Source organism: Enterobacter cloacae complex sp. IR5418 (genome assembly GCF_049238105.1).
Taxonomy (GTDB): Bacteria; Pseudomonadota; Gammaproteobacteria; order Enterobacterales; family Enterobacteriaceae; genus Enterobacter; species Enterobacter hormaechei.
Window position 1 is genome coordinate 48,950 of sequence record NZ_JBMKHS010000019.1, and the last position, 16,748, is coordinate 65,697.

A 16,748-nucleotide genomic window follows, 5' to 3' on the forward strand; every position below is an offset into this window, starting at 1 on the left:
GTTGAAATGAGCGAGAAACGTTGATGTCGAATTCTTATGACTCCTCCAGTATCAAAGTCCTGAAAGGGCTGGATGCGGTGCGTAAGCGCCCGGGTATGTATATCGGCGACACGGATGACGGCACCGGTCTGCACCACATGGTATTCGAGGTGGTAGATAACGCTATCGACGAAGCGCTCGCGGGTCACTGTAAAGACATCGTGGTCACCATTCATGCGGACAACTCCGTCTCCGTTACCGATGATGGCCGTGGCATCCCAACCGGTATTCACCCGGAAGAGGGCGTCTCTGCTGCGGAAGTGATCATGACCGTTCTGCACGCAGGCGGTAAGTTCGATGATAACTCCTATAAAGTTTCCGGCGGTCTGCACGGCGTAGGCGTATCTGTAGTAAACGCCCTGTCGCAGAAGCTGGAGCTGGTTATCCAGCGCGAAGGCAAAATTCACCGTCAGATCTACCAGCACGGTGTGCCTGACGCCCCGCTGGCCGTTACGGGTGATACCGACAAAACCGGTACCATGGTGCGTTTCTGGCCGAGCCTTGAAACCTTCACTAACGTCACCGAATTCGAGTACGACATTCTGGCGAAACGCCTGCGTGAACTGTCGTTCCTGAACTCCGGCGTGTCGATTCGTCTGCGCGACAAACGCGACAACAAAGAAGACCACTTCCACTACGAAGGCGGTATCAAGGCGTTCGTTGAGTATCTGAACAAGAACAAAACGCCAATTCACCCGAATATTTTCTACTTCTCCACCGAAAAAGACGGTATCGGCGTGGAAGTGGCCTTGCAGTGGAACGACGGTTTCCAGGAAAACATCTACTGCTTCACCAACAACATTCCACAGCGCGACGGCGGTACTCACCTTGCGGGCTTCCGTGCGGCGATGACCCGTACCCTGAACGCCTACATGGACAAAGAAGGCTACAGCAAAAAAGCGAAAGTCAGCGCCACCGGTGACGATGCCCGTGAAGGCCTGATTGCCGTGGTCTCCGTGAAGGTGCCGGATCCGAAGTTCTCCTCGCAGACCAAAGACAAGCTGGTCTCTTCTGAGGTGAAATCGGCGGTTGAGCAGCAGATGAACGAACTGCTGAGCGAATACCTGCTGGAAAACCCGTCCGACGCGAAAATCGTTGTCGGTAAAATTATCGATGCGGCGCGTGCCCGTGAAGCGGCGCGTAAAGCCCGTGAAATGACCCGTCGTAAAGGCGCGCTGGACCTTGCTGGTCTGCCGGGCAAACTGGCTGACTGTCAGGAACGCGACCCGGCGCTGTCTGAACTGTACCTTGTGGAAGGGGACTCCGCGGGCGGTTCTGCGAAGCAGGGCCGTAACCGCAAGAACCAGGCGATTCTGCCGCTGAAGGGTAAAATCCTTAACGTTGAGAAAGCGCGCTTCGACAAGATGCTCTCTTCTCAGGAAGTGGCAACGCTCATCACCGCACTCGGCTGCGGTATCGGTCGCGACGAGTACAACCCGGACAAACTGCGCTATCACAGCATCATCATCATGACCGATGCGGACGTCGACGGCTCGCACATTCGTACGCTGCTGTTGACCTTCTTCTATCGTCAGATGCCGGAAATCGTTGAACGCGGTCACGTCTACATTGCCCAGCCACCGCTGTATAAAGTGAAGAAAGGCAAGCAGGAACAGTACATTAAAGATGACGACGCGATGGATCAGTACCAAATCGCGATCGCGCTTGATGGTGCGACCCTGCACGCAAACTCCAGCGCACCAGCGCTGGCCGGTGAGCCGCTGGAGCGTCTGGTTTCCGAATTCAACGCCACGCAGAAAATGATTGGCCGAATGGAGCGTCGCTATCCGAAAGCGCTGCTGAAAGCGCTGATCTACCAGCCGACCCTGACCGAAGCCGATCTGAGCAACGAGCAGACCGTGACCCGCTGGGTGAACACCCTGGTGAGCGAGCTGAACGAGAAAGAGCAGCACGGCAGCCAGTGGAAGTTCGACGTTCAGCAGAATGCGGCACAGCAGTTTGAGCCGATTGTTCGCGTCCGTACCCACGGCGTCGATACCGACTACCCGCTGGAGCACGAATTCGTGACCGGCCCGGAATACCGCCGTATCTGCACCCTCGGTGAGAAGCTGCGCGGCCTGATCGAAGACGATGCGTTCATCGAACGTGGCGAGCGTCGTCAGCCGGTAGCCAGCTTCGAACAGGCGCTGGAGTGGCTGGTGAAAGAGTCCCGTCGTGGTCTCTCTATTCAGCGTTATAAAGGTCTGGGCGAAATGAACCCGGATCAGCTGTGGGAAACCACCATGGATCCGGAAAGCCGTCGCATGCTGCGCGTCACCGTGAAAGACGCAATCGCAGCGGATCAGCTGTTCACGACCCTGATGGGTGATGCGGTTGAACCACGTCGCGCCTTCATCGAAGAGAACGCCCTGAAGGCGGCGAATATCGATATTTAATCGTCGCTTTACGACAGCATAACTGGCCGCGCTTCAGCGCGGCTTTTTTATGGACGCAGGAAACTCCAGCGACATCACTGCCGGTAAACGTTTGACCAGCATATCTATGGCAATTCTTACCCTTAGCGGCAGGTGTGGCGTCTGCTGCCAGACGGCATGAACGTCGAAGCGTACATCCGGAGCCTGCTTTAAGAGCGGGACAAGATCTCCCTGCTGAATTTCTTTAATGACCATCCAGCAGGGTAACCATGCAAGGCCGTGGCCGGCCAGTGCCGCGTCGCAGATCGCCTGCAAATCATCCATATTGAGCGATGAGCGGGGAATAAACGTGCGCGACGTGCCATCGTAATCCATCAGCTGCCAGGGTAGGACTCTGCCCGCACGCGTGTAGTTAATGGCCGTATGCTGGCGTAGATCATCAACGGTTTGCGGCTGGCCATTCTTAAACAGGTAATCCGGCGCGGCGCACAGCACCATCCGGTGCTCCCCCAGCCTTCTGGCGACCAGCACGCTGCTGTCAGCCAGAGCGCCATTGCGCACCGCCATATCAAACCCTTCTTCCACGAGATCCACGACGCGGTCGCTGAAGGACATTTCAAGCTCAAGCCCGGGATGCTCCTGCGCCAGCTCTATTAGCAGCGGGGCGATACACTGGCGACCAAACAGCACCGGCACGGCAACACGCAGCCGACCGTTGACCTGATGTTTTCCGGTTTCAAGCTGCGATTCAGCGCCACGGATCTCCTCCAGCGCGCGCAGGCAGCGTTCATAAAAAAGCGCGCCGTTATCGGTCAGCCTCTGACTGCGGGTGGTCCGATGAAACAGACGAACCCCCAGCCTCTCTTCAAGACGAGCAATGCTTTTTCCTACCGCCGAGCGCGACAAATGCAGACGGACGGCGGCCTGGGCAAAACTTCCTGCCTCAACGGAGGCAACGAAAACGGGAATATCTTTCAGCGTATCGGTCATGGACGGATTGTGTCAATTTGGTCATCAATGAAGGGAAAACTTATCGCCACTGGCGACGCTGAGTCAACGATAGACTGTCAGAACTGAAAATCATCTGATGACAGGAGAAAAAAATGACTGAAACAATGCAACGCTGGTCAATGGATGCCCTTGGTCGTGAAAGCCTCAGGCTCGTTCAGGAGCCTGTTCCACAGCCAGGCCCGGGGGAGGTTCGCGTAAGGGTTAATGCCGTTGCGCTCAACTACCGGGATAAAATGGTGATTGAAGGCACGATGCCGATTCCGCTTTCCTTCCCGTTTACCCCAGCATCTGACATGGCAGGCGTGGTGGACAGCATCGGCGAAGGCGTTACGCGTTTCAAGCCCGGCGCACGCGTCATCTCAACCTTCTTCCCGGAATGGATCGACGGCAAGCCGCAGGCAGACGCGCGCGATTTGCCCTATAAAACGTCCGGTGGATACTTCCAGGGCATGCTGGCCGAATATGTGATTGTGAGTGAAAACGCGCTGGTGGCGTCCCCGGAAAGCCTGGATGACGCTGAGGCCAGCACGCTTCCTTGCGCGGGGCTTACCGCATGGTTCGCGTTGGTGGAGCGCGGTCATTTACGCGCCGGGCAATCGGTGCTGGTACAAGGGACGGGCGGTGTGGCGCTATTCGCTTTGCAGATAGCAAAAGCGCACGGCGCAGAGGTTATTGTTACGTCGGGGAGTGATGAAAAACTGGCGCGGGCCAAAAAGCTGGGGGCCAGCCAGGGCATCAACCGACTGAAAGGCGACTGGGCTGAAAATACGCTGGCACTGACGCAGGATCGCGGCATCGACCATATTATCGAAACGGTGGGTGGGGAGAACCTGAGACATTCCCTGCGCGCCGTTGCCGTTCATGGGCGGATATCGGTCATTGGCGTGCTGGCCGGGACAGAAATTTCTCTGCCTGCAAGCGAGCTGTTGCTGAAATCTCCCGTCATTCAGGGGATTGGGGTTGGACACCGCCGGGCGCTGGAAGATTTTGTCCGTGCTGTTGATGTCACGGAGTTAAAACCGGTGATTGAGCATCGCTACCGCTTTGACGAGCTGGAACAGGCGCTTGAACATCTGGATCGCGGTGCGTTTGGCAAAATCGTTCTCACCCGCGAGTGAGTTCCCGTTCCCGGGATAAACGTAAAAGGGGCTTTTTGTTGCGCAAGGTAGCTCTATTTTTGTGTGCTTAATCGCGTTAGCATGAGGTAGCACTCATTTATCCCGGGGACCTCATGGCCATCAAACTCATTGCAATCGATATGGACGGCACGCTGCTGCTGCCAGACCACACTATCTCTCCTGCCGTTAAAAATGCGATCGCCGCCGCACGCGAAAAAGGCGTGAACGTGGTGCTCACCACCGGACGCCCGTATGCCGGGGTGCACAGTTACCTGAAAGAGCTGCACATGAACCAGCCTGGCGATTACTGCATCACCTATAACGGCGCGCTGGTGCAAAAGGCAGCCGATGGCAGCACGGTGGCGCAAACTGCACTGAGCTATGATGACTACCGTTTCCTGGAAAAACTCTCCCGCGACGTGGGCTCTCACTTCCACGCGCTCGATCGCAATACGCTTTACACCGCCAACCGCGATATCAGCTACTACACGGTGCACGAGTCCTACGTTGCAACCATTCCACTGGTGTTCTGCGAAGCGGAGAAAATGGACCCGGCGACCCAGTTCCTGAAAGTGATGATGATTGATGAACCTGCGGTTCTCGACAAAGCCATCTCACGCATTCCGGCTGAGGTAAAAGAGAAATACACCGTGCTGAAAAGTGCGCCGTACTTCCTCGAAATCCTTGATAAACGCGTCAATAAAGGCACGGGCGTCAAATCGCTTGCCGATGCGCTGGGCATCAAGCCTGAGGAGATCATGGCGCTGGGCGACCAGGAAAATGATATTGCGATGATCGAATATGCGGGCATGGGCGTGGCGATGGATAACGCTATCCCGTCGGTAAAAGAAGTGGCGAACTTCGTGACTAAATCTAACCTGGAAGACGGCGTTGCTTGGGCGATCGAGAAATTCGTTCTGTCGTAACAAGTGCTTTGAAAGATTAGCCCCGGTTATTAACCGGGGCTTTTTTTGGCCCTGAATTTATCAAATTGTTCTTTTTGTGATCTGGATTGTAGTACAACATTAATTGATTGTACTACATTATCAGCACGGCAAAGACGAAAGGCCTCACGTTTGTACTGCAAAAGTGAGGCGAAATTCAGCGGTCGCGGTAAAGTAGTGATGGACTTACAGAGCACAAGGACTCTCCATGACACTCAATAAAACCGATCGCATTGTCATCACGCTGGGCACTCAGATTGTGGGTGGCAAATACGTTCCCGGTTCGCCGCTGCCCGCAGAGGCGGAACTGTGCGAAGAGTTTGAAACCTCGCGCAACATCATCCGGGAAGTGTTCCGCTCGCTGATGGCGAAGCGGCTGATTGAAATGAAGCGCTATCGCGGCGCGTTTGTTGCCCCGCGTAACCAGTGGAACTACCTCGATACCGATGTTCTGCAATGGGTACTGGAAAACGACTACGACCCACGGCTTATCGGCGCGATGAGCGAGGTGCGAAATCTGGTGGAACCGGCCATCGCCCGCTGGGCGGCGGAACGCGCGACCTCCGGTGACCTGGCACAGATTGAGTCGGCTTTAAACGACATGATCGCCAATAACCAGAACCGGGAGGCGTTCAACGAAGCGGACATTCGCTACCACGAGGCGGTATTGCAGTCGGTGCATAACCCGGTTTTACAGCAGCTTAGCGTAGCGATCAGCTCGCTACAGCGAGCGGTATTTGAACGTACCTGGATGGGCGATGAGGCCAACATGCCGAAAACGCTTCAGGAACATAAAGCGCTGTTCGATGCGATACGGCATCAGGACGGCGATGCGGCAGAGCAGGCGGCGCTAACCATGATCGCCAGCTCGACACGAAGGTTGAAGGAAATCACATGACATCACGCTACATCGCAATTGACTGGGGATCGACCAATCTGCGCGCCTGGCTCTACCAGGGTGAGCAGTGCCTGGAAAGCAGGCAATCAGAAGCAGGCGTGACGCGCCTGAACGGTAAATCCCCCGCAGCGGTGTTAGCAGAGGTGACACAAAACTGGCGCGACGGTACCACGCCGGTGGTCATGGCCGGAATGGTTGGCAGTAATGTGGGCTGGAAGGTCGCGCCTTATCTGTCGGTTCCGGTACATTTCACTGCCATTGGCGAGCAGTTAACGTCCGTTGGCGACAATGTCTGGATTATTCCCGGTTTATGCGTCTCTCGCGACGATAACCATAACGTGATGCGCGGCGAAGAGACGCAACTGCTCGGGGCGCGCACCCTTTCTCCTTCTGCTGTCTACGTCATGCCCGGGACGCACTGTAAATGGGTCCAGGCGGATGCGGAGCAAATTCATGATTTTCGCACCGTGATGACCGGTGAACTGCACCATTTGCTGCTTAAGCATTCGCTGGTGGGGGCCGGTTTGCCGGAGCAGACCCCTTCGCCGGAGGCGTTTGCCGCCGGGCTTGAGCGCGGGATCGCCTCCCCTGCCATTTTGCCGCAACTTTTTGAGGTTCGCGCCTCGCACGTGCTGGGAAACCTTCCGCGCGAACAGGTCAGCGAATTTCTGTCCGGCCAGCTGATTGGCGCAGAAGTCGCCACCCTGAGCGACACGTTCGCCGGTCAGCAGACCATCACGCTCGTCGCGGGTTCATCGCTGACGTCTCGTTACCGCCAGGCGTTCCACGCTATCGGACGGGATGTTGCTGCGGTGGAAGGCGACACGGCATTTCAGGCAGGCATAAGGAGCATCGCTCATGCAGTGGCAAACTGATCTTCCCCTGATCGCGATTTTGCGCGGTATTACCCCCGATGAGGCGATAGCGCACGTTGGCGCGGTGATCGACGCCGGGTTCGACGCGGTGGAAATCCCGCTCAACTCCCCGGAGTGGGAAAAAAGCATTCCGGCAGTTGTGAAGGCGTTCGGTGATAAGGCGCTGATTGGCGCTGGCACCGTATTACAGCCGGAGCAGGTGGATGAACTGGCGAAGATGGGCTGCAAGCTTATCGTCACACCGAATATCAACCCCGAGGTGATCCGCCGCGCGGTGGGTTACGGCATGACAGTCTGCCCGGGCTGCGCCACCGCCACAGAAGCCTTTACTGCCCTCGATGCGGGCGCACAGTCGCTCAAAATTTTCCCGTCCTCGGCCTTTGGTCCGGATTACATCAAAGCGCTGAAAGCGGTCTTGCCCGCCAGCGTGCCGGTCTTTGCCGTGGGCGGCGTCACGCCGGAAAACCTGGTGCAGTGGATGAACGCGGGTTGTGTGGGCGCGGGGCTGGGCAGCGATCTCTATCGTGCCGGGCAGCCCGTAGAGCGTACCGCACAGCAGGCGGCAGCATTTGTGAAAGCGTATCGAGAGGCAGTGCAATGAAAATAACCAAACTCACCACGTACCGTTTACCCCCGCGTTGGATGTTCCTGAAAATCGAAACCGACGAAGGCGTGGTTGGCTGGGGCGAGCCGGTGATTGAAGGACGTGCGCGCACCGTTGAAGCCGCGGTGCACGAGCTGGGCGAGTACCTGATTGGTCAGGATCCGGCACGCATCAACGACCTGTGGCAGGTGATGTACCGGGCGGGATTTTACCGCGGCGGCCCGATCCTGATGAGCGCCATCGCTGGCATCGACCAGGCGCTGTGGGATATCAAAGGCAAAGTGCTGAATGCCCCGGTCTGGCAATTAATGGGCGGCCTGGTGCGTGACAAAATCAAAGCCTACAGCTGGGTCGGTGGCGACCGTCCTGCGGAAGTGATCGACGGTATCCGGCAACTGCGCAACATCGGCTTTGACACCTTCAAGCTCAACGGCTGCGAAGAGATGGGCGTTATCGACAACTCACGTGCGGTAGACCGCGCGGTGAATACCGTGGCGCAAATCCGCGAGGCTTTCGGCAACGAGATCGAGTTTGGCCTGGATTTCCATGGCCGCGTCAGCGCGCCGATGGCCAAAGTGCTGATCAAAGAGCTGGAGCCGTATCGCCCGCTGTTTATCGAAGAGCCGGTGCTGGCCGAGCAGGCGGAATACTATCCGAAACTGGCTGAACAGACGCACATTCCCATCGCGGCGGGGGAACGTATGTTCTCGCGCTTCGAGTTTAAACGCGTACTGGAAGCGGGCGGCATTGCGATCCTGCAACCGGACCTCTCCCACGCGGGTGGCATCACCGAATGCTACAAAATTGCCGGAATGGCAGAAGCTTACGATGTGGCGCTGGCGCCGCACTGTCCGCTTGGGCCGATTGCGCTGGCGGCCTGCCTGCACGTCGACTTTGTCTCCCGCAATGCGGTGTTCCAGGAACAAAGCATGGGCATTCACTATAACAAGGGCGCGGAACTGCTCGACTTTGTGAAAAACAAAGAAGACTTCTGCATGGAAGGCGGTTTCTTTAAACCGTTAACGAAGCCGGGCCTTGGCGTGGAGATCGACGAAGCCAAAGTCATTGAGCTGAGTAAAAATGCGCCGGACTGGCGTAACCCACTGTGGCGTCATGAGGACGGTTCCGTAGCCGAGTGGTAAATCGCCGGATGGCGCTACGCTTATCCGGCCTACTCTCTCGTAGGCCCGGTAAGCGAAGCGCCACCGGGCAAAAAAAACGTACATAGAAAAAATATAACCCTCTGTAAATTACAGGGCATGGTGAGCGGCTTCGCTATGCCCAAAATCTGGAGACAGATTGCGATGGATATTCCAGTTACTGCTGCAAAAACCGGGCGTCGTCGTTACCTGACGCTGATCATGATCTTTATTACCGTGGTCATCTGTTATGTCGACCGCGCCAACCTTGCCGTGGCATCGGCCCATATTCAGGAAGAGTTTGGCATCACCAAAGCGGAAATGGGCTACGTCTTCTCGGCGTTTGCCTGGCTTTATACGCTCTGCCAGATCCCCGGCGGCTGGTTCCTTGACCGCGTGGGGTCTCGTCTGACCTACTTTATCGCCATTTTGGGCTGGTCCGTGGCGACGCTGTTCCAGGGGTTCGCCACCGGGCTGATGTCGCTGATTGGTCTGCGCGCCATCACCGGGGTGTTTGAAGCGCCCGCGTTCCCGACCAACAATCGCATGGTGACCAGCTGGTTCCCGGAACATGAGCGTGCCTCTGCCGTCGGCTTCTATACCTCCGGGCAGTTTGTGGGTCTGGCGTTTCTGACGCCGCTGTTAATCTGGATCCAGGAGCTGCTGAGCTGGCACTGGGTGTTCATCGTCACCGGCGGGATCGGCATTATCTGGTCGCTGATCTGGTTTAAGGTGTATCAGCCGCCGCGCCTGACCAAAAGCATCACCAAAGCCGAACTGGACTACATTCGCGACGGCGGTGGCCTGGTGGACGGTGATGCCCCGGTGAAAAAAGAGGCGCGCCAGCCGTTGACCAGAGCGGACTGGAAGCTGGTCTTCCACCGTAAGCTGGTGGGCGTCTATCTGGGCCAGTTCGCGGTGACTTCCACGCTGTGGTTCTTCCTCACCTGGTTCCCGAATTATCTGACCCAGGAGAAGGGGATTACCGCGCTGAAAGCAGGCTTCATGACCACCGTACCGTTCCTTGCGGCGTTTTTCGGCGTGCTGCTCTCGGGCTGGCTGGCGGACAAACTGGTGAAAAAAGGCTTCTCACTGGGCGTTGCGCGTAAAACGCCGATTATCTGCGGGTTGCTGATCTCTACCTGCATCATGGGGGCGAACTACACCAACGATCCGGTGTGGATCATGACCCTGATGGCGGTAGCGTTCTTTGGAAACGGTTTTGCCTCCATCACCTGGTCGCTGGTGTCGTCCCTGGCGCCGATGCGTCTGATCGGTCTCACCGGTGGCGTGTTTAACTTCGTTGGCGGGCTGGGCGGGATCACCGTGCCGCTGGTCATCGGCTACCTGGCGCAGGACTACGGCTTTGGTCCGGCGCTGGTGTATATCTCTGCCGTGGCGCTGATCGGGGCACTCTCCTACATCCTGCTGGTGGGGGATGTGAAACGAGTAGGCTAATCTCTTCGGATGTTTTACCCTGATGCGATAACCGCGCATCAGGGTATTTTCATGAAACAAATCACCTTCGCTTCCCGCAACCACCAGCTCACCAACATCAACACCTGGACGCCGGACAGCCAGTGGCTCGTCTATGATGTGCGCCCGTCCGGGGCGTCATTTACCGGTGAAACCATCGAGCGGGTGAACGTCAGCACTGGCGAGGTGGAAGTGATCTACCGTGCCACTGACGGCGCGCATGTCGGCGTGGTAACCGTGCATCCGGCGCAGGAAAAATATGTTTTTATCCACGGCCCGAAAAACCCGGATGCAGACTGGCAGTATGATTTTCACCATCGTCAGGGGGTAATCGCGCAAAACGGCCAGGTGAGCAATCTGGACGCGATGGATATCACCGTACCTTACACGGCAGGCGCGCTGCGTGGCGGCAGTCACGTCCACGTTTTTAGTCCGAACGGGCAGTGCGTCAGCTTTACCTACAACGACCATGTGTTGCACGAGCGCGATCCGAAGCTGGATTTGCGTAACGTCGGAGTGGCGACGCCTTTTGGTCCGGTGAACCCACAGGGGAACCATCCACGGGAATATGCTGGCACCTTCTGGAGCGTGCTGGTAAGCCGTACTACGCCGAACCCGAAGCCGGGCAGCGATGAGATCAACCGCGCTTATGAAGAGGGCTGGGTGGGCAACAACAGGCTGGCGTTTATCGGCGATACCCTGTCTGCGAAAGGCGAGAAAGTGCCCGAGCTGTTTATTGTCGATCTCCCCAAAGACGAGCAGGGCTGGAAACGGGCTGGGGACGCGCCGTTGCAGGGAACGCCGGATACCATGCCCGCGCCGCCTGCGGGCGTCATGCAACGCCGTCTAACCTTCACCCATCAGAAGGCGTATCCGGGGCTGGTGAACGTACCGCGCCACTGGGTGCGCAGTAATCCGCAGGGGATGCAGATTGCGTTTTTAATGCGGGACGATAACGGCGTTGTGCAGCTGTGGCTTATCTCCCCTGAGGGCGGCGAGCCGCGTCAGTTGACCCACACCGAGCGTGGTATTCAGTCGGCCTTTAACTGGCATCCTTCCGGCAACAGCCTGGGGTTTGTGCTTGCAGGCCGCATTGCCAGCTGCGATGCGCAGACCGGAGACGTAACGTTTTTGACGTCCGATCACGGCAATCCGCCGTCTGCTGACGCTGTGGTATTTTCCCCGGACGGACGATTTATTGCGTGGATGGAAGAGAAGGACGGTTTCCGCCAGCTGTGGCTAACAGAAACCGCACAGAATTAGCGTGGGGGCATCGCTGCGGGCGGGATGACAGAATTGGTCGCCAGATTGTCCTGCTCGCTTTTCTCAACCCGCGAGCGCACTGAGCTGTCGGTGCGGAACATATCCCACGGCAGCAGAAGCGTATCGGCAACCGCCGTAAACGGCATATCAAGAATCGCCAGAGATTTGGTACCCCAGTTTGTCTCATCATCAGAGATCATTGCGGCACTGGCGCGCGTCCCCGGATATGTTCCTTCTTTACCGCCGGTGTGCGACATCACACTCGAACACCCGCAAAGTAAAACAACCCCGCTGAACGTCGCCAGCTTAATCAGAACATTTCTCATCATCACTCAGTCATCATTAGTAGCACGGCATAGACCTGCAACTCAGGGTTATAGCGAGGCGCGTCTAAAATGGACAGCCCAAAACTTCCGCACTGTGGACGCCATCGCAATTTAACCCTTTGTGCTGTGCCCTGAGTCTATGCGACAACCAGCAAAGTGCAAAAAAATCTCTCATCAACAGGCTTGAAAAGGCCGTATCCAGACCCATTTTAAGAATGTAACCCGATAACGAACACGCCTGATGGGTGTTCGGGGAAACAGAAGCCTGTCCATGGTGGAAGGCTACATTTTCTCGCTGATTTCAGGAGCTTTTATCTATGCGTAATTTCGATCTCTCTCCGCTATACCGTTCTGCCATTGGTTTTGACCGTCTGTTCAACCACTTAGAAAACAACCAGAGCCAGAGCAACGGCTATCCTCCTTACAACGTTGAACTGGTTGATGAAAACCACTATCGCATTGCGATTGCTGTTGCCGGTTTCGCAGAGAGCGAACTGGAGATCACCGCGCAGGACAATCTGCTGGTGGTGAAAGGCTCCCATACGGCGGAGCAGAAAGAACGAACCTACCTCTACCAGGGCATCGCAGAGCGCAACTTTGAACGCAAGTTCCAGCTGGCTGAGAACATCCACGTCAAGGGTGCGAACCTGGTGAACGGCCTGCTGTTTATCGAACTGGAACGTGTGATTCCGGAAGAGAAAAAACCGCGCCGTATCGAAATCAACTAATTATGCGGGTCGCGGAAGCGGCCCACCTGAATTTGCTTGCCGTAAAGGGAGCATATGCGAATCCGCAAGGGTTTGCAGGAACAACTGTGCACAAAATTAAACTGTGCCGAACTCGCTTCTCAGAAGGAGATTTAGTATGCGTAACTATGACTTTTCCCCCCTGCTGCGTCAGTGGATCGGTTTTGACAAACTGGCTAACGCGCTGCAAAGCGCAACCGAACAGCAGACGTTTCCGCCGTACAACATCGAAAAAAGTGATGATAACCACTACCGCATCACGCTTGCGCTGGCCGGGTTCCGTCAGGAAGACCTCGACATCCAGCTTGAGGGGACGCGCCTGACCGTGAAAGGGTCGCCGGAAAAACCAGACACCGAGACCAAATGGCTGCATCAGGGGCTTGTCACTCAGCCGTTTAGCCTGAGCTTTACCCTGGCAGACCATATGGAAGTGTCTGGCGCAACGTTCACTAACGGGCTGCTGAACATTGACCTCACCCGTAACGTGCCGGAAGCCATTGCGCCGCAGCGCATCGCCATTAGCGAACGTCCGGCGTTGAATAGCTAATACATTTTTTGCCGGGTAGAGGCTGCGCCTTACCCGGACTACAAAATGAATCTTGTGCGGGCTGGTGCCCTCACCCCGACCCTCTCCCACAAGGAGAGGGTGCAAACACTAAAAACGGTCACCTTCGGGTGACCGTTTTGCGTTTACCTTCGGCTTTTTTGTGCGCCATCGCCCATACAACCGCCGTCAGCTCTGAGAGAATCCTTAGGATAACTATGGTTATACACAGGATGTGGATCATGAGTGATATCGCGTTAACCGTTAGCGTGTTGGCCCTTGTTGCGGTAGTGGGTCTATGGCTGGGGAATATCAAAATCCGCGGCGTCGGGTTTGGCATCGGCGGGGTGCTGTTCGGCGGAATTTTTGTCGGCCATTTTGCCGACCAGCTTGGATGGGTGCTCAGCGCCGATATGCTGCATTTCATCCAGGAGTTCGGCCTGATCCTCTTTGTGTATACCATCGGTATTCAGGTAGGGCCGGGCTTCTTCGCTTCCCTGCGCGTCTCCGGTTTACGCCTTAATCTCTTTGCCTTCGGCATCGTCGTGATGGGGGGGCTGGTGACCGCCATTCTGCATAAACTCTTCGCGATTCCGCTGCCCGTCGTGCTGGGCATCTTCTCCGGCGCTGTTACTAATACGCCCGCGCTCGGGGCGGGCCAGCAAATTCTGCGCGATTTGGGTATCCCTGCTGATGTCGTCGATCAGATGGGGATGAGCTACGCCATGGCCTATCCGTTTGGCATTTGCGGTATTTTGCTCTCAATGTGGCTGGTGCGCGTGCTGTTCCGCATTAACGTCGAACGCGAGGCGAAGGAGCATGAGAGCACGCTGACCAACGGCCATGCACTCATTAAAACCATCAACATTCGTGTTGAAAACCCCAACCTGAACAATATGGCGATCCAGGATGTTCCCATTCTGAACAGCGCGACCATCATCTGTTCCCGTCTGAAACGTGATGACACGCTGATGGTGCCTTCACCTGACACCCTTATTCAGCACGGCGATCTCCTGCATCTTGTGGGGCAACCGGCGGATTTAAACAATGCCCGGCTGGTGATTGGTCAGGAGGTGGATACCTCGCTCTCAACCCGTGGAACAGACATGCGCGTTGAGCGCGTGGTGGTGACCAATGAGAAGGTCCTGGGCAAGAAAATACGCGATTTGCAGGTGAAAGAGCGTTACGACGTGGTGATCTCGCGGCTTAACCGCGCTGGCGTCGAGCTGGTAGCCAGCCAGGATGCCAGCCTGCAATTTGGTGATATTCTCAACCTCGTCGGGCGTCCGTCATCCATTGATGCCGTAGCCAACATGGTGGGTAACGCACAGCAAAAACTCCAGCAGGTACAGATGCTGCCGGTCTTTATCGGCGTCGGGCTTGGCGTCATGCTTGGCTCCATCCCCCTGTACGTGCCCGGCTTCCCGGTAGCGCTGAAGCTGGGACTGGCAGGCGGGCCGCTCATTATGGCGCTGATCCTCGGGCGTATCGGCTCTATTGGCAAGCTCTACTGGTTTATGCCCCCGAGCGCTAACCTGGCGCTGCGGGAGTTAGGCATCGTGCTGTTTCTGGCGGTGGTGGGGCTGAAATCCGGCGGCGATTTTGTCGATACCCTGGTCAACGGCGAAGGGATGAGCTGGATAGGATACGGCATATTTATTACCGCCATTCCGCTGATAACGGTCGGGATACTGGCGCGTATGTTCGCTAAAATGAACTATCTCACGCTGTGCGGCATGCTGGCCGGTTCTATGACCGACCCGCCCGCGCTGGCGTTCGCCAATAACCTGCACACCACCAGCGGCGCGGCGGCGTTGTCCTACGCCACGGTTTATCCGCTGGTGATGTTTCTGCGCATCATCACACCGCAACTGCTGGCGGTGCTGTTCTGGGGGATGGGCTAGCCGGTTAAGCCCAGCCTGACAAACTGCTCTGCCGGCGCGTCACTCTCGTGCAACAGGCGCACCAGCAGGGCAATCATACGCGCTTCGATCGCGTCATCCTTTATCGGGTTCAGCTGCTGCGGATCGGTGTATAAATCAAACAGCAGATGGCCAGTGCGATTAATCCCCTTATATTTCTCTTTGGCCGGAATGCGCAATGTACTGACGCCCTTGGTAAAACGGAAGGGAGGCGCCAGCGTTAAGGCGTGCAGTTCGGCCACATCAAAGCGGGTGTTCATCTTAATCGGCATCAGGGTGTAATTCGCGATGTCATTTTCACGCCCGGGAAGCGCGGCGCGCATATAGACGTAGCGACCGTCCGTGACGTTGACGTGGCCGCTGAAAACGCCGAACAGCGCGGCGTCACGCACCGGCGTGTCATCTTGCAGAACCGGCGTTAGCGGTTGCCCCTGTACGTCTGCGGGAATAGGCTGCCTGAAGAACTCCAGCAGAGTTGGCGCCCAGTCAATCATCTGCACCAGCGAATCACGCTGCTCTGCGCGCCTGGCGTGGCGCGGATCCCAGATAAATAACGGGTTATTCGCCACTTCGTTGTAGTACGGCATTTGATTTTTCGCCCACCAGCCATGTTCTCCCAGCAGAAAACCATGGTCGGTACCGACGATCAGCATCGTATCGCGCCAGAGATCGTGACTGTCCATCAGGTCAAGGATGCGGCCCAGATTGCGATCGCACATGGACACCAGGGCACGATAGCGGCAGCGAATATGTTCTACCGCCTCCGCGCTCTCCTCCACCTTGCCGCGCGGCCAGTCGTAGTGAGGCCCGTCCCACGGATCTTCATACAGCGAGAGGTATTCTTCGGTGGTGTAAAACGGTTCGTGCGGATCGAAGGTTTCGACCTGCAACAGCCAGTTATCTTGCGAATGGTTTTTTTCGATAAACTCGCAGCCAGCAGCAAAGACGCGAGTTTGCGGGAAATCGGCCTCCTCGCGGATATAATCGCGATTTACCCAGTCCTGGCGCCACAGCCCGGACACGCCGCCGCCGGTCTGTTTCTGCGGTACGCGCAGCACCTCCGGGATAACCGGATCGGCAACGCTTCCTTTCCAGCTATCGCCCTCCTGACCGCGCACGATCTCCCACGAGTTGTAACGATTATGGTAATTACCTCCGCCATCCTCCCAGTAATGCAGATGATCGCTGATAAGGTGCGTATACACGCCCGCTTTTTTCAGCAGCTCCGGCATGGAGTCGTCAAACGGCTCCAGCGGCCCCCATTCGCGATGGAGGAAGTTGTACCGCCCGGTGTGTAATTCACGGCGGGCGGGCATACACGGCATACTGCCGACATAGCTGTTATTAAACGTTACCGCGTGCGCCGCCAGACGCTGGAAATTTGGCGCCTGGGTAATAACGTCTCCGTAGGGCGGCAGATAATGTTTATTCAGACTATCAAAGAGCAGAATAATGGCTTTCATCTGCG

At 56.7% G+C, this 16,748-nt stretch carries 15 protein-coding genes and 1 other annotated feature; of the genes, 12 read left to right on the forward strand and 3 right to left on the reverse strand.

The genetic code is table 11. The features are described 5' to 3' along the window. Window positions 1–23: 23 nt before the first annotated feature. Window positions 24–2,435 carry a DNA topoisomerase (ATP-hydrolyzing) subunit B gene (gyrB, locus tag ACOTX7_RS15330; protein ID WP_221256699.1) on the forward strand — a complete coding sequence of 804 codons (2,412 nt, stop codon included), beginning with the start codon at window positions 24–26 and terminating at the stop codon, window positions 2,433–2,435. Window positions 2,436–2,468: 33 nt separating this feature from the next. Here the strand turns inward: gyrB and ACOTX7_RS15335 are convergent, their stop codons facing one another. Beyond that, entirely contained in the window at window positions 2,469–3,404 is a 936-nt protein-coding gene (locus ACOTX7_RS15335; protein WP_047354912.1) for a LysR family transcriptional regulator, read from the reverse strand. Between the two features lie 113 nt (window positions 3,405–3,517). On the opposite strand from ACOTX7_RS15335, the gene ACOTX7_RS15340 reads away from it, so the two are divergent. The 8 genes from ACOTX7_RS15340 to ACOTX7_RS15375 all read left to right on the forward strand — a co-directional run bounded on the left by ACOTX7_RS15340 (window position 3,518) and on the right by ACOTX7_RS15375 (window position 11,742). Next, the gene (locus ACOTX7_RS15340; protein ID WP_017694027.1) at window positions 3,518–4,543 is read left to right on the forward strand and encodes a zinc-dependent alcohol dehydrogenase family protein; all 1,026 of its coding nucleotides are present in this window, start codon (window positions 3,518–3,520) and stop codon (window positions 4,541–4,543) included. A 113-nt stretch (window positions 4,544–4,656) separates the two neighbouring features. Continuing rightward, window positions 4,657–5,469 carry a sugar-phosphatase gene (yidA, locus tag ACOTX7_RS15345; RefSeq protein WP_023295661.1) on the forward strand — a complete coding sequence of 271 codons (813 nt, stop codon included), beginning with the start codon at window positions 4,657–4,659 and terminating at the stop codon, window positions 5,467–5,469. Window positions 5,470–5,695: 226 nt separating this feature from the next. Then, window positions 5,696–6,385, forward strand: a complete 690-nt coding sequence (gene dgoR / locus ACOTX7_RS15350; protein WP_003861109.1) for a D-galactonate utilization transcriptional regulator DgoR — start codon at window positions 5,696–5,698, stop codon at window positions 6,383–6,385. Further along, window positions 6,382–7,260, forward strand: coding sequence for a 2-dehydro-3-deoxygalactonokinase (locus tag ACOTX7_RS15355; protein ID WP_221256700.1), 879 nt, complete (start codon window positions 6,382–6,384; stop codon window positions 7,258–7,260). The genes dgoR and ACOTX7_RS15355 overlap by 4 nt, the downstream gene beginning before the upstream one ends. Continuing rightward, complete coding sequence (locus tag ACOTX7_RS15360) at window positions 7,244–7,861, forward strand: 2-dehydro-3-deoxy-6-phosphogalactonate aldolase (RefSeq protein WP_221256701.1); 618 nt, start codon at window positions 7,244–7,246, stop codon at window positions 7,859–7,861. Before ACOTX7_RS15355 ends, ACOTX7_RS15360 begins: the two co-directional genes overlap by 17 nt. Further along, window positions 7,858–9,006: a galactonate dehydratase gene (gene dgoD, locus ACOTX7_RS15365; protein WP_205922045.1), complete on the forward strand. Its 1,149-nt coding sequence runs from the start codon at window positions 7,858–7,860 to the stop codon at window positions 9,004–9,006. Before ACOTX7_RS15360 ends, dgoD begins: the two co-directional genes overlap by 4 nt. A 117-nt stretch (window positions 9,007–9,123) precedes the next feature. Further along, the gene (locus ACOTX7_RS15370) at window positions 9,124–10,461 is read left to right on the forward strand and encodes an MFS transporter (protein ID WP_161496779.1); all 1,338 of its coding nucleotides are present in this window, start codon (window positions 9,124–9,126) and stop codon (window positions 10,459–10,461) included. Window positions 10,462–10,512: 51 nt separating this feature from the next. Further along, window positions 10,513–11,742 carry a DUF3748 domain-containing protein gene (locus tag ACOTX7_RS15375; RefSeq protein WP_221256702.1) on the forward strand — a complete coding sequence of 410 codons (1,230 nt, stop codon included), beginning with the start codon at window positions 10,513–10,515 and terminating at the stop codon, window positions 11,740–11,742. Here the strand turns inward: ACOTX7_RS15375 and ACOTX7_RS15380 are convergent. Next, window positions 11,739–12,071 carry a YceK/YidQ family lipoprotein gene (locus tag ACOTX7_RS15380; protein ID WP_006808780.1) on the reverse strand — a complete coding sequence of 111 codons (333 nt, stop codon included), beginning with the start codon at window positions 12,069–12,071 and terminating at the stop codon, window positions 11,739–11,741. The two genes, ACOTX7_RS15375 and ACOTX7_RS15380, sit on opposite strands and share 4 nt — an antisense overlap. Window positions 12,072–12,318: 247 nt before the next feature. Next, window positions 12,319–12,392, forward strand: a sequence feature (ROSE (Repression Of Heat Shock gene Expression) occurs in the 5'-region of heat shock genes and acts as an RNA thermometer to modulate expression.). Here ACOTX7_RS15380 and ibpA point away from each other — a divergent pair. The 3 genes from ibpA (at window position 12,386) to ACOTX7_RS15395 (ending at window position 15,262) form a co-directional block, all read left to right on the forward strand. Continuing rightward, window positions 12,386–12,796: a small heat shock chaperone IbpA gene (gene ibpA / locus ACOTX7_RS15385; protein WP_006177605.1), complete on the forward strand. Its 411-nt coding sequence runs from the start codon at window positions 12,386–12,388 to the stop codon at window positions 12,794–12,796. (Overlaps the previous feature by 7 nt.) Window positions 12,797–12,932: 136 nt before the next feature. Then, entirely contained in the window at window positions 12,933–13,361 is a 429-nt protein-coding gene (gene ibpB / locus ACOTX7_RS15390; RefSeq protein WP_006808781.1) for a small heat shock chaperone IbpB, read from the forward strand. Between the two features lie 239 nt (window positions 13,362–13,600). Further along, a complete protein-coding gene (locus tag ACOTX7_RS15395) occupies window positions 13,601–15,262 on the forward strand; it encodes a putative transporter (protein WP_032673479.1) in 1,662 nt (553 codons plus the stop codon). On the opposite strand, the gene ACOTX7_RS15400 is transcribed toward ACOTX7_RS15395, so the two are convergent. Beyond that, window positions 15,259–16,743, reverse strand: a complete 1,485-nt coding sequence (locus ACOTX7_RS15400) for a sulfatase (protein ID WP_213826916.1) — start codon at window positions 16,741–16,743, stop codon at window positions 15,259–15,261. The genes ACOTX7_RS15395 and ACOTX7_RS15400 overlap by 4 nt on opposite strands. Window positions 16,744–16,748: the final 5 nt, after the last annotated feature.